Raw genomic sequence first — 21,913 nt, 5'->3', positions numbered from 1 at the left:
CTTAGAATAAGATAAATAGGGCGAGCGCCAGGGCCACGCCAATCAGTGGCACCACGGCCGTTAATGCCGCCATAGACCAGTAGGCGCGCTGGTGCGTCTCTTTACAGATGGCACGGATGGTGGTCACCACATAACCGTTATGCGGCAAGGTATCCAACGCCCCGGAACTGATTGCCACCACCCGGTGCAATTGCTCCGGATTAACACCTGCATCCAGGTAATGAGGCGCCACTAACGGCAGGGCTATGGCCTGTCCGCCTGATGCCGAGCCGGTCAAACCGGCAATCACACTGACGGCCACCGCCGCACCGAGCAATTCGTTGCCCGGCATATTAGTCATGACTTCCACCGCCACCTGAAAGGCCTCGGTGTTTTTAGCCACCGCGCCAAAACCAACGACCGCACTGGTGTTACCTATGGCCACCAGCGCCCCCGTGGTACCCAGGTTAATGGCACCGCTGAGGTTGTGGAAATGCTTGAAGTTAATGACCAAAATCGCCAACACACCGCCGAGCAAGGCGACAATCAGCGCGCTTTGGTGCAATACATCGTGCAGGGTAAAGGACAGCAGTAACACCACCAGCAGCGGGATCACCCCGGTGATCGGATGGGGATAGTCGCGCTCGGGAATTTCCGGGTCGTCGTCGCGGGCCTCGAAGCGCTCACCATTGGCCACCGCCTTGGTGATCATCTTCTTCAGCCACCAGTAACCGGCAATGGCCATAAACACAGCCACCACCAGGCTCACTTCCCAGGCCGCATAGGGCGAAGTGCCCAAATACTTGATTGGGATCCAGTTTTGAATCTCCGGCGAGCCCGCCGAGGTCATGGTAAAGGTCACCGAGCCAAAGGCCAAAGTCGCGGGAATAAAGCGCCGCGGCAGGTTGGCGTCTTTAAACAGGCTCAGAGCCATGGGATATACGGAAAAGGCGACGATAAAGACGCTGACACCACCATAGGTCAGTACCGCACAGGCGATCACCACGGCCAATACCGCGTGTTTCATACCCAGCTTGTTGACTATGGCACGGGCAACGCTGTCCGCGGCGCCGCTGTCTTCCATAAACTTGCCGAACAAGGAGCCGAGCAAGAACATAAAGAACCAAGCACTGAGGAAACCGGCAAAGCCGTTCATATAGGTGCTGACAAAGTCTAAAGACACATTCTCGCCGGGAAAGAGCGCCATATTGCCGCTCAGCGCCACCAACAGGGCACATAAGGGCGCGGCAATAAACAGGTTTACGCCGCGCAGGGTAAGAATGATAAGTAGTACCAGACCGCCGATAAGGCCAATCATACTGAGCATAGAAGTGCTCCTCGAATTATTATTGTTTTAGTTATCAGAGCTAGCATAGCAGCTGTTTCTGTTAACAACACTGGCAATCAGTGTGGCCCCACAAACCGTTAAAATACATAGTACTAAGGTTATAGAATTGCGCCACACCCCGTAAATAAAGGGCTGTAGCGGCGATAGTACTAAGGTACTAACCCCCTCGTCGCATTTTTCCCCTAAAGTCACAGTTAATTAATATTTTTAAAACAAACCCATACCGTGACGACCCATAACAATACCGGCGCACGGACAACGACAATAACAGGGGATACAGGATGAACACATACAGTCTACGCCGCTCTAGTCTAGCCTTAGCGATTGGGGCGGCACTCACAAGTGCACTGGCAAGCCCAACGGCCTTGGCAGAAGAAGAAGTAAAAAAAGCCGAGCTGGAGCGCATCGAGGTTACCGCCCGTAAAACGGTAGAGAACCTGCAAGAGGTACCGGTGGCCGTGACCTCAATCGGCGCCGCGCAACTACAGGAAAACGGTATTTCGGTGATGACCGAGGTACAGCAGTTTTCACCCAACACCACCTTGCAGGCCAGCCGCGGCACCAACTCCACCATCACCGCCTTTATTCGCGGTGTAGGTCAGCAGGACCCGCTGTGGGGTTATGAGCCGGGTGTGGGTATCTACATCGATGATGTCTACGTAGCCCGCCCTCAGGGTGCGGTACTGGATTTATTGGATGTCCAGCAAATTGAAGTATTACGCGGCCCGCAGGGGACACTCTACGGTAAAAACACCATTGGCGGCGCGGTAAAGTATGTCACCAAGGAAATGACCGGCGATATGACCTTTGATATCCAGGGTACTGTGGGCAGCTATAACCAAAGAGATTTGAAGATCACCGGGCAAGTACCGCTGATCGATGAGCAGCTCTACCTGGGTTACGGCTTTGCCACCTTAAACCGCGACGGCTTTGGTGATTTCATTACCTCTGATTTAGACAATCAAGATCGAGAAAACTATAACAAGGATCTTACCGCGGCACGCCTGACTCTGGAGTATCGCCCCACGGAAGATCTGTTTTTCCGCCTCGGCTGGGATAAAACCGACGATGACTCAAACTCAAAAGGTGGTTACCGCCTGCTTCCTAGTTTGTTGACCGATGCGCCTGTGCCAGACAGTGTGTATGACTCCTACACCAGCTTACCTACCTGGAACAAGGTGGAGCTGGAAGGGTTTAGCCTGACCGCACGTTGGGACATGAGCGACAGCACCTCGTTTAAGTATATCGGTGCCAAGCGCGACAGCTATTCACCGACCAATATCGACTTTGACAATACCTCTATCCGCATTTTCGACGTCCCTGCCATTTATGACGATGAGCAAACCACTCATGAGTTACAGCTAAACCATCAGGGCGATAATTATAAGCTGGTATCCGGCTTGTATTATTACGATGGTGAGTCGTGCGGCCAGTTTCAGGCCATCTTAGAGCAGCTTGGTATCGCCCTGGGCGGGCCAAGCCTGACGCGTGAAGTAAGCGGTTGCAGTAACTCCACCAGTAAGGCCGCCTATATTCAGGGTAGTCTTGACCTGTCAGAGCAATGGTCACTGACTTTAGGTGCACGCTACACCCGTGACAGTAAAGAGGCGATCGTTAACAATGGCCTGATCTTCGATACCGTATACCCTGAATCAGGTTGGGTGCCAGGATATGTTCGCCCTGAAGGCCAGCTGGTCCCTACGGTACTGGACGATGAAAAAGATTGGTCACGCTTTACTCCTCGCGTTGGCGTCGAGTACCAATACAATAACGACATCATGTTCTTCGCCAGCTACGCTCAGGGCTTTAAATCGGGCACCTTTAACCCCCGTGCCAGCACCGCCGAGCCGGCGGCCAACCCGGAAATCGTGGATTCCTACGAGCTGGGTATGAAGAGCGAGTGGAACGACAACCTGCGTGCCAATATCACCTTCTTTACCTTAGATCATGAAGACCGTCAGTATATCTCGGTACTGCCCGGCGATAGCTCGGCGGATCTCAACCAGCGCTTGGGTAATATAGGTAAATCCTCTGCGGACGGTGTGGAAGTGGAGCTGAACTATGTCGCCACCGACGCCCTGACGTTTGATGCGTCTATGGGCTATATCGACTCGGATTTCGAAGAGGTGCTGGATACGGACCCTGTTAGCGGCGAAATCTTCGATAAGTCGGATCGCTTTAGTATCTCCAACACTCCGGATCTCACCTTTAACCTGGGCGCCACCTATCGCCTGTATACGGACAACGGCGACTGGGTGTTTAACACCAACTACTACTACCGTGGCGATTATGTGTTATTCGAAGAAGACAGCCTGTTGAGCCAGGACAGCTATGGCCTGCTCAACCTCAGCGTCAACTGGTATAGCACCGACGGCCACTGGCGTGTCGGCCTCCATGGCAAGAACTTAACGGATGAAGAGTATATGATCGGTGGCTACCAGTTCGTCACCCCGGATGCGTCTGATCCCACAGATGTCAGCAAGTACACCCCGGGTCTGGGTGGCGATAACACCTTGATCGGCTACTTTGGCGACCCGCGCACCGTGTCGCTCACCGTGGGTTATAACTTCTAATCCCATCTGCTATACCAAGGCGACCGGCCGTCCCCCGGTTTCAAACGGTCGCCTTTCTCTTATGCAACTTACCGCAGGCCCTTGCCGCGACTAACAAAATCCCCTATAACGAGGGACATGGAGTCAACTTAGGATGCCCAGTGTGCAAGCCATTATCGCCGATGATCACCCGTTATTTCGCAGCGCCCTAAAGCAAGCCGCCGCCCAGGCCATGGCCGATGAGCCAATTTTAGAAGCCAGCGATCTATTGGAGCTGTTTAGCGCCCTTGTCGCCCACCCGGAGATTGAGCTGGTGTTTTTAGATCTCACCATTCCCGGCGCCCAGGGTTTGGAAGGCTTGGCACGACTGCGCAATCAATACCCGGATATTCTGGTGATCATGGTCTCCGCCAATGAGCACCCCAGCATTATTGAACAGGCCATGGCGCTCGGTGCCAGTGCCTATATTCCCAAGTCTTCATCCCTGGATGTGATCAGTGAAGCCATAGCCCAGGTTATCGAAGGGGAAAACTGGTTACCGCCACAAACGGAAATTTGCACCGACGTTAACAGTGAGCAGGCCCAGTTTGCCCGCAACCTGGAAAAACTCACCCCGCAGCAGTATAGAGTGTTAAGCATGATCGCCGATGGCATGCTCAATAAGCAGATTGCCTATGCCATGTCGATTCAGGAAACCACCATCAAGCAGCATGTCTCGGCCATTTTGAAGAAACTGAATGTCTACAACCGCACCCAGGCGGGGATTTTATTCAAACAAATGGCCACGGTGGCCGAGAGTGAAGAAGCCTGAATGGTAGGTCGGGATTTTATCCCGACACAAAGGGCATATTGTCGTTGTAATTTGGCCTTTGCCGCTAGAGATGACGGTAGTAGAGCAATGCAGGAGCACATTGCCGATAAGGCCAACAAAAGGGCACGAATCTCGCTTTGTCGGCGCAAAGCACCGACCTACAATTTAACCCGCTCCTGATTCGCCTTTAACCTTTTTAAAGTGCGCTTTAATGCCGGAGTTTTTAACGGCTTATACAGCAAAGGATAACCACAATCGCTGACGCGCTCGCGGATGGCCTCGTCATGGTTGGCGGTGTTGATCACGATTGCCATCTCCTCCAGACCCAGGGCATGGATCACCTGCAAGCCGGTGACGCCATCATCAAGCTGGTAGTCGGCAATCAGCATATCCGCCTCGCCGCTTCGTGCTAGTTCGGCTAACTGCCGCTGATCTTTGGCCTGCGCCACGCTGCATCCCCAGTTTTTAAGCACCTGAGACAGCGCCTGTAACACGTTATCGTCATTGTCGAGCAGCCAGATGCGCATACCTGCCAGTTGATTATCTTGACCCTTGTGTTCGCTCGGTGTTGGCACCGCGCTGTGCGGCTGACTATAACATGGCAGTGTCAGGGTAAACTGGGTGCCCTGGCCGAGTTGTGAGCCCAGGGTCATATTAATATCCAAAGCGGCACAGATACGCTTACTAATGGCCAGCCCCAAACCCAGGCCCTGCGCCTGCTCTTTGCCCTGCAACTGTTTGAATTCCTCAAAGATCAGCTCCTGATCTTGCTTAGCGATGCCGGCTCCGGTGTCTTCCACCATAATGGACAGCTGCTGCCCATGACACTCGCAGAGCACCCGGATCTCGCCCTGCTCAGTATAGCGAATGGCGTTACTCAACAGGTTACTCAACACCCGCTTAAGCAGCGCCTTGTCCGTTTTCACCATCACCTCGGCGCCTTGCAGACGAAACCCCAGGCCCTTGTCTTTGGCCAGGGCTCCGTATTCATTGGCAAGGGGCTGCAACAAGCTGGCCAAGGAGAAGTCGGTGCTGTTGATTTTAAAGGAGCCGGACTCCAGCTTGGTTAGCTGTAAGATGCTCGACAATAAATCCTCGGCACTGGCCAGGGAGTTGCGAATATTCTCGGCCAGCTCAGCCAATTCCGAGCCTTGGGCCTTGTCGCTCATTAGCGAGCAAAACAGGCTGGCGGCATTAAAGGGCTGTAACAGATCATGACTGGCGGCGGCGAAAAACCGGGTCTTACTTTCCGTGGCTAATTCCGCCTCCCGCTTGGCCGCCACCAGGGCGTGGTTGGTGGCTACCAGCTCGCTGGTACGGGCGGCGATTTTTTCTTCCAGATTCAGGTTTGCCAGCTCTAACTCGCGCTGCTGTTGCACAAAGTCGCTGATGTCCGTATAGGTGGTTACGAAGCCGCCGCCGGGCAAGGGGTTTCCCTGCATCTCGAAGACCCGGCCATCGTTGTGCTCACGGCGATATTTATAGGCGCTGCCACGGCGTAGGTGGGCGATGCGCTTGCTCACCTCCGCCTCGATTTGCTGGCATTCAAACAAACCGCGCTCGGCATTAAAGCGGATCAGCTCGGCCACCGGTCGCCCCACCGCCAGCATGTCTTTTGGATAGGCAAACATCTCCTGATAGCCCTGATTCCAGGCCACCAGTTTGAGATCGCTGTCTACCACGCTAATGCCCTGCTCTATGTTCTCTATGGTGGCCTGCAACAGATCCCGGTTAAAGCGCAGTACCTGAGAGGCCTCATCGACAAACTCCGCCACCTGCTCAAAGGGCTGGCGTTTTTCATCCTTAGCCACATCGAGGATCAGCCGCGCCGAGGCGCCACCGACCAGGGCCGACATTTCCCGCTCAACCCGCTCTTCCACTGCGGCGGGAGCCTGATTTTTCCAAAGATTACGCGCGGCGGGAAAGTATTGTTCTACCAGCTCGGCGGCACGATCCGGTTCGCTAAAACGTTGTAATAGCAGCGCCAGCTCTTGATAGCTAAGGGCGATATTGGCGTCACGCTCTTCTACGCCACGCAAAATAAACTTATTGCTTTGCAGGCGCTCGGCCAGCTGCGCCGCACTGATAAAGGGCACCAAGAGATAAACCAGGGTGTTCACCCCCAACGACAGCAGCACGGCTTGGGTTAGGGGCTCCAGACCAAGAGCAAATAGGTTGTTCGGTGCCAGCCAGGCCAGTTGCCACGGTCCCTCGTTAAGCCAGGCGGCCTCGCCATACAGGGCGGAATACACACTCGGTAGCAACAGGGTGTAAAACCAAATTGCCGAGCCACTTAAAATTCCCAGCTGGGCGCCGCGACACGAGGCCTTGGACCACCAAAGGCCGATGATCATCGCCGGCGCAAACTGGGCCACCAGGGTAAAAGACATCAGGCCCATATTGGCCAGGGTATTGCCTTCGGCCAGCACCCGATGGCTGGCATAGCTCAGCAGCAGGACAGCGACTATCACCAGGCGCCGCGCCTGCAGCAATTTAAACTTGGAGAGGCCGCGATGGGATGAGCTCAGCTGCGAGCGGCGCAGCAAAAACTGGTTGATAAAGTCGTTGGTGATCATGATAGACAAGACTATGGTGGAGACGATCACCATACTGGTTGCCGCAGAAAAGCCCCCTAAAAAGGCCAACAGCGACACCCAGGGCGCCTCTGCGGCTATGGGCAGGGCCAGCACAAAAGTGTCGTAGCCGACATCCTGCCCCTGAAAATACACTAAACCCGTATAGGCAATGGGCAGGATAAAGAGATTGATCAACAACAGGTAAAGGGGGAACAACCAGCGCGAGGTAGCCAGTTGCTGCTCGTTATCATGCTCAATAAAAGCGGTATGAAACTGACGTGGTAAACACAGGGTCGCCAATAAGCCGAGCAACACATGCACCCAATACACATAACCCGGACTGGCGGTGGTTTGCATCTGCGCCGCTATCTCTTGCTGTTGCGCCGCCGCAAAAATAGCCTGGGGCGAGTCAAATAACCCAAAGCAAATAAATAAACCAACGCCGACAAAGGCGAGCAACTTGACCACGGACTCAAAGGCGATGGAGGCCATCAAGCCCGGATTGTGTTCACTGGGGCGCACCCGCCGCGCCCCGAATAAAATGGCAAACAGGGCCAGGGTCAGGGTGATATAAAAGGTGCTGTCTTGATAGAAATAGTCGTTTTGCCCGCGCTCCACCTCGGTCAACATGGCGATACTGGCACTGGTGGCATTTAGCTGCAGGGCGATATAGGGCACGATGGCGATCACCGAGATCAGCGACACCAGGCCGGACAAACGGGACGACTGACCGTAACGGGTGGCAAGAAAGTCGGCCATGGAGGTGAGTTGCTGCTGGCGACAAATGGTGGCAATACGGGTATAAATTTGCCAACCAAAAACAAACAATAGGATGGTGCCGGTATAGGTAGGAGCCAGCCACCAGCCGTTATTGGCGGCCTGCGCGGTAGTGCCGTAAAACGCCCAGGAGGTGCAGTAGACCCCCAAAGACAAGCCATAGATCCAGCCACTGGAACGATTGTTGCTGAACTTATCCGCATACCAGGCCACGGCGAATAACACCCCGAGGTAGGCCAGGGCAATCACGCTTATCACACCAATAGAGAACATAACGGGCTAATTTATTATTGTTTTCTCATAATCATAACGGTTACTGTATGTAAAAACACCACTGACTTTAGTGCTAGCCGGCAAGAGATCTGCCACACGGAAGTTTAAGAGCAATAATAATGACACGATATATCCTCCTTCTTTTAACCTTGATCGCCCTCTCAACCTGCCCTGCAGCCTTTGCCGACTATGACGCTGTCGCTACCCCACAATGGGTCAAGCCCATCCCCCTGCAGCCCTTGGATAAGGAAACGGTACCCTATGAGCAACTCTCAGATGGAACCTACTACCGCCTCGTAGATGACCAATTTCAGGTTACTGAAGGGGACAAAGCCAAACACTATATTCGCTATGTCATGCTCGCCACCAACCAAACCGGCGTAGAAGATATGTCGCAGCTGAACCTGAGCTTCGACCCAGCCTACGAGCAATTACAACTGCATCATGTGCTGATAATTCGCGATGGCAAGACGATCGACAAACTGCCTACAGCCCGCATGCAAGTGATACAGCGCGAAAAAGACGCTGAACAACTTATCTATGATGGTAGCCAGACCCTTAATATTATCCTTGATGACATTCGCCCCGGCGACTCCCTCGATTACGCCTATACCCGTGTGGGCCGAAACCCCATCTACCAGGGGCTATTCGGTTACACGGCACAATTTGATTGGAGCGTGCCGGTGGGCGAGCAAAATGTGCGTATGCTCTGGGATAAAGAGGCGCCCTTGAATATCACTCAGCTCAATGGGCAGCTAGACGTGCAAAGCACATCAACATCAGCCGGCATGGAATACACCATTAACGCCCGCTCGTTACCAACTAAAAGTTACGATTCACAAACACCTAAATGGTATGACCCCTATCATTTAGTTTTCCTGTCTGAGTTTGATTCATGGCAACAGGTGGTTAATTGGGCACTGCCGCTGTATGAGAACGCCCTCTCCACCGGAGCGAGTGTTCAAGACATTGCCACGCAAATTCGCAGTGAACACGCGACCTTAGAGTCACAAATAGGTGCTGCGCTTAAATACACTCAAGATGAGATCCGCTACCTAGGCTTGGAAATGGGCAGCAACTCTCATCAGCCCACCGCCGCGGATGAAACCTTGCGTTTGCGCTACGGTGATTGCAAAGACAAAACCGTGGTACTGATGAGTATTTTAGCTGCGCTGGGAATTGAGTCACATCCTGCTTTGGTGAATACCGAAGTCCGACAAGGGCTTATTAAACTCGCTCCGGCCTCAAACCGTTTTGACCATGTGCTGGTGACCTTGGAACACCAAGGCGAGCGCTATTGGTTGGACCCAACCAGCAGCTACCAAACAGGCTCTCTGACGCACCTGAGTGAACCAAATTTTGGCTACGCATTGATTGTTGAAAAGGGTGAAAGCGCGCTGACGTCCATGTTTAAGGAGGAGCCAGTGATTCACCGGACTATTGTGGAGCGCTATAGGCTTCCCCGCGACGGTGAAACGGATGCTACCTTTAGCGTGCACTCACGCTTTTTAGACTCAGATGCCATTGATAAACGACGAGAACTCGCCAATAAAGGCCTCCAAAAAGCACAAGAAGGTTACACCAACTACTATCAAAATTACTTTGCAGGGACCGAGCACACCAATCTTTTGACTGTGGAGGAAAACCCAGAAAAGGGTGAGTTCGTCATCAAAGAAAGCTATTTAATCAAAGATTTTTGGACTCAAAAAGAGGATGAGCTTCATGCTTATTTTTATGCCGACGATATTCGCGATGCGGTCTATGAACCCGATGTAACCAGTCGTAAAAGCCCGCTGTCTTTACGCCACCCATTTAATATTGATTACACCATAGAAGTGGAAGTTAATGAGCGCAACTGGCAGTTTGATAACGACAAGGCACAAATAGACAATGACTTCTTTACGCTTGATTCGTCGGTGCACTTTGAAGGGAAACTACTGACTCTGAATTACCAATATCGAAGCAAGGTCGATCACATTCCAACTGAGCGCATCGGCGAGTATCTGCAGGCCCAAGAAGCTCTACAAGATGAAACCAACTACGGCATTCGTCAAGGCAGCAGCGCGGCAACGACAGAGACACAAAGCGATGACGGACTCAACTTTGCCTACGCAATCGGCATGTATGTACTGGTGGCTTTTGGTGCGCTCATTGTTTTTTTCACACTCTGGCGTATTGAGTCGGGGCAGCGTCCACATTTTGAAGAGCAACGCTACTTTCCGGTGTCGGTGATCAAGTTTTACCTATACTCTGTGCTTAGCTTAGGTGTTTATCCCTTCTATTGGAGCTACAGAAATTGGCGTTTTATTAAAGAAACCAATGATGAGTCTATGATGCCCATCGCTCGCGGCTTTTTTGGCTGGATTTGGTTCTACCCTTTGTACCGCCGTTTTGCCAATGACAGCACTGAATTTGGCACCCAACAGCATCTGCCGGCAAAATGGTTGGCGGTTATTTTAGCCATCGCCGTGGTCATGCTTCAGTTTGCTAGCCAGATAAGCGATGCTTTCATCATTGTTATACTGCTGTTCCCCTTGCCCTGGCTGCCTTTGGTAAACTACACGGCCTATCTCAATCGCAACAATGACGCCCTAACATACCACAGCAAATGGCGTGTGCATCAGCTTGTCTTGTGCACTGCCTTAGCACCTTTTCTGCTATTCGTGTCGACATTAGATTTAGGGCTCACCTCACACTACGCGGTGATCACCGGCGACAAAGTATGGCAACATGATAAACGCTTTATGGTGCGCAAAGGCTTGCTGAACCAAAACGAAAACATCATCTACTTTTATTCCGATGCCGCCTGGAATATCAGAGAAGACGGTAATGGTGTCACCGACAGCGGTGTGTTTAGCTACTACCGCGAAAAAGGTGAACTATTTACCGAGCGCGCAAGCTACGACGAAATAAGCGATATCAAGACCACGTTTGATAATAGCGAATCGGGCTACACGGTAGTAGATGTGGAACGCACCGATGGCACCCGTTTTAGATTAATCCTATCGGTGGAAGAAGAAGGAGATCACACCTTCGTAATGGAGTTAAAACGTCGCTGGAGAGAAAGCCGCTAACATAACCAACTCGGGTGCGCTCAGTTTTTATGTGCCGTACCCGACAGCTGTTCTGGATATTTGGCCATCTCGGCTGGAAACAGGGCCTGTACCTGGGCCAGGGTGGCGTCTATATCTTCCCCGACCTCTAACGGCGCCATAATCACAAACTGCTTTTTACTGTAATCCAAGGCCATGGGCACCACGGGAACCTTCGCCGCCTTGGCGATATGCAGGAAACCACTTTTCCATTGCGGCGTGTATTTGCGGGTGCCTTCAGGGGCCAAGCCGAGGATGAGCGCGTCGCTGTTATCAAACAGGGTTTTCACCTGCGCCACCACGCCATGGGAGGAGCGCCTGTCGACCGGGATACCACCCCATTTTCGCAATAAGGGTGCCAAGGGCCAGACAAAGATACTGTGCTTGCCTAAAAAACGGATCCGCACCTGTAGGTGCATTTTCACCGCAATGGCGATGACAAAGTCCCAGTTCGAGGTATGAGGCGCCACCGCGGCGACAAACTTGCCCTGCTCGGGAAACTCCCCCACCACCTGCCAACCGAACCAGTTCAGCACCTTGGTACCCAGCCAACGGCCGAAACGACTGTGGGTGCGGGGAATATTCGCGGGGATATTCAGTTCGGGCATGGAGGTTAAAAAGTTGGGGACAATCTCGTTAGATTGGCGCTAACTCGCTGTTTAGTCAACTTTATTAAGCTTTTTACCGGCTCCATAATTAAAAACACAGAGTGGATGAGCAAATTAGAATGTCCAGCCAAAATTGGAGATTCACACAATTTAGGTGACATACTTAATTCTACTTAGACATTCAAATTTGCGCTTTTTAGTTCTACCAGAACTTTTGTTGTTCGGTGCGATGAATTAATTTGCTGATCAGATATGCGCATAGAAAAAGTGCCGGAGCAGCAAACAAATTAGGCTGTAAAATCCAAGTAATTGCTCCTGCAGCCACACTAATGTACTCAATTATGGCTAACGGCTTCCTCTCAGATACGCCCCACATCAACGATTTATACCAACGCGGCTGTACCTGCCAAGATTGCGATTCTTTATCTATCACGGTGATTTCCTTTGTCAGAATTTCAATATCAACTTCAAACACCGAGGCAAGGGCTTTCAATGATTCCAAACTTGCTTTATTACCACTTTCAAGACGTTGAATTGTTCGCGCGCTTAAACCGGCCACGGTCGCCAACTGCTCCTGCGACCACTGTTTTTGCTCTCTTAACTTTTTGATCATCATCCTGTCCTTACCTCTGCATTCGGGAAATCTTGGCTAATAATCTTACCCGTCGGTGACGACATTACCACGACAGCTGCACGACAAGAGGAGGTCAAGGGTGAAATAACGTCAGGAAAGGAGCTCTATTACGAGAGAGTATTTAACTTAACCTTTATACACAAGCCAACTTGAACGGCCTGTACACAGGATGAGATATAGCAGTGAGAACATAAAAAGGCCGCATATTGCGACCTTTAATGCCCATAGATCATCTGGAAAATTCAAGTCATCCCAAAATCACTTTTGTGGTCCACAACCCTTTACGCGTTAAAATATCTGCGTAAAAAAACCGCGCAACTCATAAGCAAGAAAACCATTCCCGTACTGCCTCCACCAGAGCTGTCATCACTAGAAGCAACCGGGTCTGTTACCGGCGGGGGCGGAGTAGTCGTTGTCTCACCTTGAGTAAACACGGCATTGAGCTCAATATTAGTCCCCTGCTTGACCAAGCAATCTTGATAACCAATAGAGGCAAAATAGTAGAACTGTTGTTTATTAAACTCACCGGTTGCGACATCCAGGTAGCCATCATTGTTTAAATCAGCAACGGCTGTTGCCGTTAAGCCATCGATGGCACCGGCAACATCTTTTTTCACGGTGCCGCCTTCATAGTGAAGACTCAGGCGAGGTGCAAGATAATGCGCAGAAAGCATGTCCATGCTGCCATTTTTATCGATATCTGCAAATGCGACTCCGTAAGGAGCTTGGCTTCTGTCGATAACACGGCGCGTAAAGCTTTCTTCCTGGCCATAAACAGCCACCGCCTTGGCGGCAATTTCCGCTGCTGCCAACTGTACTTGGCCGGAATCAGCATCTCTGTAGCTATCAAGCGTAATTGCAGCATGCTCCGAGATATGCAACTCTTCTGTAAATACATCATTATTATTTAGATAGAGCGCCGTTTTAGCATTAGTTATGGTGTTCACCAGCACAAACAGATCCCCCGAGGTGTCTGCCTGAAAACTGGAAATAAATAAATCTGGCTGACCGTCCTGATTGAAGTCATTTACGGTGAAAGCATAGGGGCGGACACCATCGATCACTATGTCTTTTTTAAACACAAACTCACCGGTACCAGTATTCAAGTACAGTTTGATCTTGCGAGTCAAATATTCGCTTACCAGTAAATCTTCAAAACCATCGCCGTCCCAGTCATAGGCATCAAGCGCCGCCGGATATTCAAGCCCACCAACAATTGACTTGCGGCTGAAACCATCACCAGACTGGTTTAGCATTTGATAAATTGAGCCATCAAAGAGACTGATACCAACTAGGTCCATGTATTCGTCATTGTTTACTTCAATGGCTTGCAGCGTCTTTGCACCGCCACTAGCGTAGGTAATTTCAGTCGCGCTCGTCTCAAGGTGAATATAATTTCCCCCGTCACACTGTTGCCCCTGCCAACTATCAAAGGCCCAGTTTGTCGCGGCTTCTGCTTTTAGTATTTGTGTAGCCTCGCTGGTATCTATTTCACATGACTGTTCACACTTAAAATCACCGCTTCCATAACTTACGACGCCATCACCTTCTATGGTGAGATTAATTTGCCCCGCTTGGGTGGCCATTGAGCAGCCAAATAAAGCTAAATAAATAAGTTTTTGCATCTTATGCCCCTGTTAAATAACAACACATTTTGTAATGTAAAGTTGTTGTATACCCACGCCTCATTACTTACAATCATGTAACAGTGATGTTATCGATATGGCATTATCTTTCATACTTTCAATGCGTTAGGAAGCTATCTTGCAAACGGAATTTTGGCTTGGTGAGTATCTTGTATCGCCTAAACACAATAAGTTAACTTTACCCAAACGAACTTTTACCCTAGAGCCTAAGGTAATGGCCATTCTCTGCCTGCTGGTGCAACATCGTGGGGAAGTGCTAAGTAGAGAGGAGATTTTAACTACACTTTGGCCAGACCAAGTTACCGAGCCAGAAGTAGTCACTCGCGCTATTTTCGAACTAAGAAAGGTCTTCTGCGATGACCCCAAAAAGCCCATTTATATTGAAACCATAGCCAAAAAAGGCTATTCATTTATTCACCAGGTCACCCAGTCGAAATCATCTAAGAGGCCAAGGGTAAACTTCAAGGTACTAGTTACCACAATCCTATTATTCGTACTTATAATCATTCTTGCTTTTGCCTTACTCTTAAAGCCGTTCGTATCTAGAGACATGGCTCAATTCAGAGTTATTCCTCTCTCCAGTAGCCAAGAATCGGTTACTTTCGCCGCCCCAGATACGAACTGGAAATACTCTCTCTTGATTCGAGGAAGCAACAAAGAAAAGCAAATTTTTCTCAAAGACTTGGAAAGTCATAAAACCGCTCAATTAACCGCTCGCTATTCGGATTACAAATCACCTGCTTGGGGAAAGCAGTCGAATAGTTGGTACTATGTCGATTGCGCCAACTCCAGTTGCCAAATAATCAGACACAACACAAAAACAGGCAAAAAGGTAACGGTTTTTACTGCGTCGACCGATATAAAAGCAATCGCCCTGTCAGAGCAAGAAAAAGTCCTCGCGCTCACCATTTCAGATGGTGGGAAAGAGTTACTAGCCGTATTGAACTTAGATGAAAAAAAACCTGAGCTGGCTTACATCAGTCAACCAGGAACAAATACATTACCGACATTTTTAAAAGGGTCGGAGGCATTGTTCTACGTTAACTGGCACACCCCAAGTGCAAGTCGAATTATGCGCTACGACATTCAGCGCCATAGTAGTACAGAAGTAAGTAAAAAACTCGACAGAATCACGGCGCTGACCTCGCACTCCAATAACAACCTGATAGCCGCCGCTAAGCTCAAAGGCGAATATGCCCTTTGGCAACTAAATTTAAGCACAGATAAACTATCACGTTATGCCAATTTAGAACCCACTGCCACAATTCGAGATCTACACCTGAACAATGATGGCAACAAGCTAATGTATATGAAAAGTAAATCCGATTTGGATATCCAGTTTGTTGGCTTTAACAAAGAGTTTAAAGGCCTCAATAGCGATGCTCACGATATGAAAGCAGTTTGGTCAGCGAGCACCGAAAGCCTCTATTTTGTCTCGAATAGAACTGGTAGCTACGAACTTTGGCTATACCGTCAGGGAAGTAATGAAAAACTAACGGACCTAAATGCGGACAACATAGCGCAGCCGGTTTTATCTCATGCACAAGACAAACTGGCTTTTATTACCCGTAAAGAAAACTTCTCTTATCTGACTATCTATGATGCTCAATCCGCCACCCTTCATGAGCTAGGAAAGGTCTCTCCCGGCAGCTTCTTACTCGGATGGTCATTCAACGCCGATGCACTGTATCTAAGCGTAGGCAGTGAAAATATCTATGATTTGACTAAATATGAGTTTCAATCAGGGGAAATAAAAACGATCAAACTCGGCGCTGGATTAATAGCACAAGAAAGCCAGCAAGGTGAGACTTTCTACTACGGCGATCTGCGCAACAAGCAGCTGAAACGAATTGACGCAAACGGTGATGATAGCCTGTATTACGACTTTTCTTCCCTCCCACTCAGAGTAGCGCCTAACAGTGTGAAAGTTGCCGACGGGAAAGTTTATTACCTTAGCGAGTCAGAGAACCATCTACACTTATTTAGAGATAAGGACGCCCTCCTCGAATTACCTAAGAAGGCTTTTGTTAGCCAGATCATTACCGAGCCTACGACCAAACTGATTTATGATTTGAAACCCCCTGCGGCTCAGGTTTTGGAGATGCAGGTGTCTACCGCAGTGGTTCGGTAGCAAAACTGTACTGGCCATAAGCTTCATACCACAAGAGTGAACAATTTCACTCTCTTTTTCGCTTTCAGCCCTGCCCCACGATTAACAAAAAAGGTAGATGAGAAAATTACAATGTCCATCAAAAATTATAAAATCACACAATTCAGATGACATACTTAATTTTACTTAGACATTCAAATTTACTCTATTTCGACGACATCTACTGACAAGGCACTTCAAAATCAATGTGATAATGCTCGTCATGGCGCACCCAAAAAGGCTGAGGTTGGAGATCTCGTTGGGTCGCCGACTAAGATTCACTCAAAGTTAAAGCCTAGGTTACATCCATACACTATCACGATCTCAAGAACACCTATGTATCAGCCCAATTCCCCTTACATTGCACCCGAAACGCGATACGAGAAGAGTAATCGCCAGCATGGCTGAAAGCGGAAACAAGAGAGTGAACAATTTCACTCTCGCCGCTTGAAGGCGACGAACTCTGTGAGGAGGGGGGGTTGCTCTGTGCCTGTTGGTTACGTTCACTTCTCGTAGCACATTGAGAAAAAATGCAATGTTGGGGGGTCCTAGGTGCTCAAAGAGGAAATGGACAAGCATTTCCTTTTGGTCGTTGTCGGGTCGCCGACAACATCGCACCACAGAGAGCGATGGGCGAGTTTCAACGGAATGGGTGAGTAAGTTCACATTGTGACGATTGAAAGGCGATATAAGAAGATACAGGGATTGTCAGGCTGAAGCCTGACCTACAATTTACGGCCGTGAAGGTGGTCTATAAGGTTTTTTTACGCATAAAAAAAGGCCGCTAAAAGCGGCCTTTTTTCTCGAGAGTAACTATTACTCTACGATTGATGCTACAACACCAGCACCAACTGTACGACCACCTTCACGGATCGCGAAACGTAGACCTTCGTCCATCGCGATTGGGCAGATTAGTTCTACAGTCATCTTGATGTTGTCACCAGGCATTACCATTTCTACGCCGTCTGGTAGTTGGATGTCACCAGTTACGTCAGTTGTACGGAAGTAGAACTGTGGACGGTAGCCTTTGAAGAATGGCGTGTGACGGCCACCTTCGTCTTTAGATAGTACGTATACTTCTGCTTCGAACTTAGTGTGCGGGTTGATTGAACCAGGAGCAGCTAGTACTTGGCCACGCTCAACTTCGTCACGCTTAGTACCACGTAGAAGGGCACCGATGTTCTCACCAGCACGACCTTCGTCTAGAAGCTTACGGAACATCTCTACACCAGTACAAGTTGTCTTCGTAGTTTCTTTGATACCTACGATTTCAACTTCGTCGTTCACGTTGATGATACCGGCTTCAACACGACCAGTTACAACTGTACCACGACCCTGGATTGAGAATACGTCTTCGATAGGCATGATGAAAGGCTTATCGATGTCACGCTCTGGCTCTGGGATGTAAGTGTCTAGTGCTTCTGCAAGCTCAACGATCTTGTCTTCCCACTCTTTCTCGCCTTCTAGGGCTTTAAGAGCTGAACCTTGGATTAGAGGTAGGTCGTCACCTGGGAAGTCGTACTCAGAAAGAAGTTCACGAACTTCCATTTCTACTAGCTCTAGTAGTTCTTCGTCGTCAACCATGTCACATTTGTTCATGAATACGATGATGTAAGGTACACCAACCTGACGAGAAAGTAGGATGTGCTCACGAGTCTGAGGCATAGGACCGTCAGTCGCAGCTACTACTAGGATCGCGCCGTCCATCTGAGCAGCACCAGTGATCATGTTTTTAACGTAGTCAGCGTGTCCAGGACAGTCAACGTGCGCGTAGTGGCGAGTTGGAGTGTCGTACTCAACGTGTGAAGTTGAGATTGTGATACCACGCTCACGCTCTTCTGGAGCGTTATCGATTGATGCGAAGTCTTTTGCTTCACCACCGTATACTTTTGCAAGTACGTTAGTGATTGCTGCAGTTAGAGTTGTTTTACCGTGGTCAACGTGGCCGATTGTACCAACGTTTACGTGCGGTTTTACGCGTTCAAACTTTTCTTTTGCCATGACGGAACCTATCAGTTTTTGTGTATCTAGATTACATATCAAACGATCGACAAAAAACGACGATCAATTCAATTCTTCAATTATTGAATATTTTTTAGACAAATCAAAGGAAGTATTTCAGGACAGACAGGACTGGTGTGGTGCTGATAGGCAGATTTGAACTGCCGACCTCACCCTTACCAAGGGTGCGCTCTACCAACTGAGCTATATCAGCACACCAGAAAACTGGAGCGGGCAGCGGGAATCGAACCCGCATCATCAGCTTGGAAGGCTGAGGTAATAGCCATTATACGATGCCCGCTTTTAGGAACCTGTTCTTAACTACCTCTAACCGTCAAGAATTTAGAGTGGTGGAGGGAGCTGGATTCGAACCAGCGAAGGCAATGCCGTCAGATTTACAGTCTGATCCCTTTGGCCGCTCGGGAACCCCTCCACGCAAAATTCTTTCTAAAGCCTTTCCAAGATGAGGAAATGGTGCCGACTATCCGAGTCGAACGGATGACCTACTGATTACAAGTCAGTTGCTCTACCAACTGAGCTAAGTCGGCACTGCTTTAGTACGGGGCGAGATTCTAGAGTAAGGTTTATTGGGATGCAACTATAAAATTAAAAAAAGTTAAGGTTTGTGGTTCGAACGTTCATTATTCACCCAAAACAGAGCTTTTTTAAACAATTCACCCTTGTTTTTGCCATTGCCACAGGCCTTCGAACACTAAATGGGGACGATAAACACCTTGCCTCAGGTGCCGATGCAGGGCCAAACCATCACCACCGGTGAGCAATAATTGCACATCTCGTCCACGGCCGTGATGCGCCAGCGCATATTCGATGGCACCGAGGGCACCGATAAGAGCGCCATTTTTAACCGCTGCCGGGGTTGAACGCCCCGGTTTGGGGTCTGCAACCAGGTCATCGACGGTAAAAACCTTTTCGGCACGGCTCACTATGCTGTGCTCACTTAGACTTAATCCCGGAAGAATATAGCCGCCAAGATGATTATGAGCATCATCGATTAGATCTAGGGTCAGCGCCGTGCCGGCGTCAACCACTAAGGTGTAGCCATTGGGGTTAGCACAGTAGCCGGCGATCACCGCTAGCCAGCGGTCGATGCCCAGGGTGTGATAATTGTTATAGGCACAACTAAGTTGTAGCCACTGTGCCGCCACTTTGGCGCGGCGCACCCCAACCCCATGCGCTTCGGCTTCTTTTACCATTGCATTCAAAGCGTCTGAATCCGCTACCGCAGAAACAACTACTTCGTCTATCTGTGTCCACGGTAGAGCCGCAGGCTCTACTTGCTGTAGCTGAATGTCCTGCTCCGTTTCGGGGCCCGAGGCCAACATCATTTTAAGCGCCGTATTCCCGGCATCGATTAATAGTTTCATGACTAACCCGTAGACTTAACGCGCAAGCTGATTTCACCGCCAAAGTAACGCTTGCTTTGGCCATCGACACGCAGCACCACGGCACCTTGCTCGTCGATACCTTCACAGATGCCACGCCAGGTATTGGTGCCCGAGCTCAGCTCCACATATTGGCCGCTGAAGGCATGCACCCTATTCCACTGCTGATACATACCCTGCAGACCGGTTTGGCGATATTGGACCAGGCGCTTTTGTAAAAAGCAGGTGAGCACGGCCACCAACTGGTTTTTATCCAGCTCACCGGCGAACTCGTTGAGATCGCACCAGGGCTGGTCGATCTGCTCGGCCGCGGCCTGAGGCATGGAAATATTGAGGCCTATACCGATCACCAGATGACAAGGCCCCTCGGCGGTACCATCGAGTTCCACCAGCACGCCCGCCAGTTTGCGGCCATCAACCAGCACGTCGTTTGGCCATTTCAGCTGCACCTCTAGATCATAGAGGGCCTTTAGACTGTCATAGACCGCCAGACCCACGGCAATGGACAACCCCATGGCCGCATGCATGCCATCGTCTAAGCGCCAGTAATAGCTGTAATAAAGGTTTGCAGCAAAGGGAGATTGCCAGGTGCGGCCGCGCCGCCCCTTACCTTTCTGCTGCATTTCTGCCACCAGCACACTGTTGTTGCTTGCCTCGGCGCTTTGCACCCGGCGCATCAGTTCGGTGTTGGTGGAGTCGATAATGGGCTGTACTTCAAAATGACAGCCGCTGCCGTCTAACTGTTGATAGGCCAGCTCGATATCCGCTTGCTTAAGCAGGCTCAAAGGTCGACTGAGGCGATAGCCCTTACCATTGACCTTGTAAATATCCAGCCCCATTTCCTGCAAGGAGGTAATATGCTTGGCCACGGCGGCACGGCTAATGCCCAGTTGCTCGCCCATGGCTTGCCCGGAAATAAACTCGCCCTTATTTAAGGCCTGCAGTATGGCCAGCTTGTTACCGTCAGGCGCCTTCATGAGTGGTCCCTACATGAATTTCTTGCAGCTCGCCCATCAATCGCACCTCATGCTCCAGGTCAATGCCGAAACGCTGTGCTACCACGCTTTGAATATGCTTGATCATCTCCAACAATTCTTCAGCCCGGCCCGCACCACGATTAACCAGCACTAAGGCCTGTTTATCATGCACGGCGATATCACCAATATGAAAGCCTTTCAGTCCGGCCTGCTCTATCAGCCACCCGGCGGCCACCTTTTGCTGCTCGGCATCGACGTCATAGCAAGGCAGTTGCGGATATTGCTCTTTTAAAACGGCGACCTGAGGGCGTGGCAGGATGGGGTTTTTAAAGAAGCTGCCACAATTGGCCAATACCTTGGGATCCGGCAGTTTTGCCTGACGCACCGCCACCACCTCATCAAACACCTGCTTGGCGCTGGGCTGCTGTAAACCCTGCAAGGGCCCATAGCTGATATTCGGCTGCCATTGTTTAGGTAGGCGCAAGCCGACCTGGGTAATAATAAACTGGCCTTTCAGCTCATGCTTAAAGATGGAATCACGATAGCCAAAGCGGCACTGTTCGGCACTGAGCCGCTGGGTTTCGCCACGAGCGATATGATAGCCCTCGACATATTCGACAAACTGCGCCAGCTCGACCCCATAGGCACCGATATTCTGCACCGGCGCGGCGCCAACATTGCCGGGAATGAGTGCCAGGTTTTCCAGCCCGGGCATATTCAAAGCCAAAGTGTTCTCCACCAGCGCATGCCAGTTTTCACCCGCCGCACAATGTAGCAACCAGCTTTGCGCCAACTCCTCAATACGCACCCCTTTATTGGCTATCAGCATCACAGTCCCTTGATAGGGCGTGGTAAAGATGGTGTTGCTACCCTCACCGAGCACACAAAACGCTTGGGTGTAATCGAACTCGCAAAGCTGTGCCGGGTCTGTGATGGTCACAAGCTGGTGACAGGGGACGTCCAGCGCAAAGGTATGATGGCGTTGTAATGCAGGCAAAAGAAATATCTCTATTAGCTATTTGCCCTAAGTGTACCCCAAGCCAGCGAACAGACATAGCTGTCAGTCATTGTCTATATCTGATATAAC

13 protein-coding genes and 4 tRNA genes are annotated in these 21,913 nt (G+C 50.3%); 4 read left to right on the top strand and 13 right to left on the bottom strand.

Features of this window, described 5'->3' with window-relative positions:
- Position 1: 1 nt before the first annotated feature.
- Positions 2 to 1,306, bottom strand: a complete 1,305-nt coding sequence (locus KD147_RS05130; protein ID WP_105215045.1) for a GntP family permease — start codon at positions 1,304 to 1,306, stop codon at positions 2 to 4.
- 302 nt (positions 1,307 to 1,608) lie between these two features.
- On the opposite strand from KD147_RS05130, the gene KD147_RS05125 reads away from it, so the two are divergent.
- Both KD147_RS05125 and KD147_RS05120 read left to right on the top strand, forming a co-directional pair.
- Positions 1,609 to 3,900: a TonB-dependent receptor gene (locus KD147_RS05125; RefSeq protein WP_212547132.1), complete on the top strand. Its 2,292-nt coding sequence runs from the start codon at positions 1,609 to 1,611 to the stop codon at positions 3,898 to 3,900.
- 133 nt (positions 3,901 to 4,033) lie between these two features.
- Entirely contained in the window at positions 4,034 to 4,690 is a 657-nt protein-coding gene (locus tag KD147_RS05120) for a response regulator (RefSeq protein ID WP_212547131.1), read from the top strand.
- Between the two features lie 158 nt (positions 4,691 to 4,848).
- Here the strand turns inward: KD147_RS05120 and KD147_RS05115 are convergent, their stop codons facing one another.
- Positions 4,849 to 8,316: a PAS domain-containing hybrid sensor histidine kinase/response regulator gene (locus KD147_RS05115; protein ID WP_212547130.1), complete on the bottom strand. Its 3,468-nt coding sequence runs from the start codon at positions 8,314 to 8,316 to the stop codon at positions 4,849 to 4,851.
- Positions 8,317 to 8,435: 119 nt separating this feature from the next.
- On the opposite strand from KD147_RS05115, the gene KD147_RS05110 reads away from it, so the two are divergent.
- Positions 8,436 to 11,390, top strand: coding sequence for a DUF3857 domain-containing transglutaminase family protein (locus tag KD147_RS05110; RefSeq protein ID WP_212547129.1), 2,955 nt, complete (start codon positions 8,436 to 8,438; stop codon positions 11,388 to 11,390).
- Positions 11,391 to 11,410: 20 nt separating this feature from the next.
- Here KD147_RS05110 and KD147_RS05105 read toward each other — a convergent pair whose 3' ends face one another.
- The 3 genes from KD147_RS05105 to KD147_RS05095 form a co-directional block, all read right to left on the bottom strand.
- Positions 11,411 to 12,016 carry a lysophospholipid acyltransferase family protein gene (locus KD147_RS05105; protein WP_212547128.1) on the bottom strand — a complete coding sequence of 202 codons (606 nt, stop codon included), beginning with the start codon at positions 12,014 to 12,016 and terminating at the stop codon, positions 11,411 to 11,413.
- A gap of 202 nt (positions 12,017 to 12,218) precedes the next feature.
- Complete coding sequence (locus tag KD147_RS05100) at positions 12,219 to 12,632, bottom strand: helix-turn-helix domain-containing protein (RefSeq protein WP_349304669.1); 414 nt, start codon at positions 12,630 to 12,632, stop codon at positions 12,219 to 12,221.
- A 299-nt stretch (positions 12,633 to 12,931) separates the two neighbouring features.
- Positions 12,932 to 14,275, bottom strand: a complete 1,344-nt coding sequence (locus tag KD147_RS05095; RefSeq protein ID WP_105253305.1) for an FG-GAP repeat domain-containing protein — start codon at positions 14,273 to 14,275, stop codon at positions 12,932 to 12,934.
- A gap of 139 nt (positions 14,276 to 14,414) precedes the next feature.
- Here KD147_RS05095 and KD147_RS05090 point away from each other — a divergent pair, with 139 nt between their 5' ends.
- Complete coding sequence (locus tag KD147_RS05090; RefSeq protein ID WP_105253304.1) at positions 14,415 to 16,427, top strand: winged helix-turn-helix domain-containing protein; 2,013 nt, start codon at positions 14,415 to 14,417, stop codon at positions 16,425 to 16,427.
- Positions 16,428 to 17,261: 834 nt separating this feature from the next.
- On the opposite strand, the gene tuf is transcribed toward KD147_RS05090, so the two are convergent.
- The 8 genes from tuf to murB form a co-directional block, all read right to left on the bottom strand.
- The gene (gene tuf / locus KD147_RS05085) at positions 17,262 to 18,446 is read right to left on the bottom strand and encodes an elongation factor Tu (protein WP_212547127.1); all 1,185 of its coding nucleotides are present in this window, start codon (positions 18,444 to 18,446) and stop codon (positions 17,262 to 17,264) included.
- A 138-nt stretch (positions 18,447 to 18,584) separates the two neighbouring features.
- Positions 18,585 to 18,660: transfer RNA gene (locus KD147_RS05080), tRNA-Thr, on the bottom strand.
- A gap of 12 nt (positions 18,661 to 18,672) precedes the next feature.
- Positions 18,673 to 18,747: transfer RNA gene (locus tag KD147_RS05075), tRNA-Gly, on the bottom strand.
- A 47-nt stretch (positions 18,748 to 18,794) separates the two neighbouring features.
- Positions 18,795 to 18,879: transfer RNA gene (locus KD147_RS05070), tRNA-Tyr, on the bottom strand.
- A gap of 39 nt (positions 18,880 to 18,918) precedes the next feature.
- Positions 18,919 to 18,994 (bottom strand) — tRNA-Thr (locus KD147_RS05065).
- Between the two features lie 126 nt (positions 18,995 to 19,120).
- Positions 19,121 to 19,831, bottom strand: coding sequence for a type III pantothenate kinase (locus KD147_RS05060; RefSeq protein WP_212547126.1), 711 nt, complete (start codon positions 19,829 to 19,831; stop codon positions 19,121 to 19,123).
- Positions 19,832 to 19,833: 2 nt separating this feature from the next.
- The gene (gene birA, locus KD147_RS05055) at positions 19,834 to 20,826 is read right to left on the bottom strand and encodes a bifunctional biotin--[acetyl-CoA-carboxylase] ligase/biotin operon repressor BirA (RefSeq protein WP_212547125.1); all 993 of its coding nucleotides are present in this window, start codon (positions 20,824 to 20,826) and stop codon (positions 19,834 to 19,836) included.
- Positions 20,813 to 21,823: a UDP-N-acetylmuramate dehydrogenase gene (gene murB / locus KD147_RS05050; protein WP_212547124.1), complete on the bottom strand. Its 1,011-nt coding sequence runs from the start codon at positions 21,821 to 21,823 to the stop codon at positions 20,813 to 20,815. The genes birA and murB overlap by 14 nt, the downstream gene beginning before the upstream one ends.
- Positions 21,824 to 21,913: the final 90 nt, after the last annotated feature.

This window comes from Pseudoalteromonas sp. BDTF-M6 (genome assembly GCF_018334135.1).
Classification (GTDB): domain Bacteria; phylum Pseudomonadota; class Gammaproteobacteria; order Enterobacterales; family Alteromonadaceae; genus Pseudoalteromonas.
This window is presented reverse-complemented; position numbering and strand designations above follow the sequence as displayed.

Bases quoted from the DNA above. Each gene is read 5' to 3' on its own strand.
- KD147_RS05060 (WP_212547126.1), bottom strand. From the start codon at position 19,831: ATGAAACTATTAATCGATGCCGGGAATACGGCGCTTAAAATGATGTTG.
- KD147_RS05110 (WP_212547129.1), top strand. From the start codon at position 8,436: ATGACACGATATATCCTCCTTCTTTTAACCTTGATCGCCCTCTCAACC.
- KD147_RS05115 (WP_212547130.1), bottom strand. From the start codon at position 8,316: ATGTTCTCTATTGGTGTGATAAGCGTGATTGCCCTGGCCTACCTCGGG.
- tuf (WP_212547127.1), bottom strand. From the start codon at position 18,446: ATGGCAAAAGAAAAGTTTGAACGCGTAAAACCGCACGTAAACGTTGGT.
- KD147_RS05120 (WP_212547131.1), top strand. From the start codon at position 4,034: ATGCCCAGTGTGCAAGCCATTATCGCCGATGATCACCCGTTATTTCGC.
- KD147_RS05095 (WP_105253305.1), bottom strand. From the start codon at position 14,275: ATGCAAAAACTTATTTATTTAGCTTTATTTGGCTGCTCAATGGCCACC.
- KD147_RS05100 (WP_349304669.1), bottom strand. From the start codon at position 12,632: ATGATGATCAAAAAGTTAAGAGAGCAAAAACAGTGGTCGCAGGAGCAG.
- birA (WP_212547125.1), bottom strand. From the start codon at position 20,826: ATGAAGGCGCCTGACGGTAACAAGCTGGCCATACTGCAGGCCTTAAAT.
- KD147_RS05125 (WP_212547132.1), top strand. From the start codon at position 1,609: ATGAACACATACAGTCTACGCCGCTCTAGTCTAGCCTTAGCGATTGGG.
- KD147_RS05130 (WP_105215045.1), bottom strand. From the start codon at position 1,306: ATGCTCAGTATGATTGGCCTTATCGGCGGTCTGGTACTACTTATCATT.
- KD147_RS05105 (WP_212547128.1), bottom strand. From the start codon at position 12,016: ATGCCCGAACTGAATATCCCCGCGAATATTCCCCGCACCCACAGTCGT.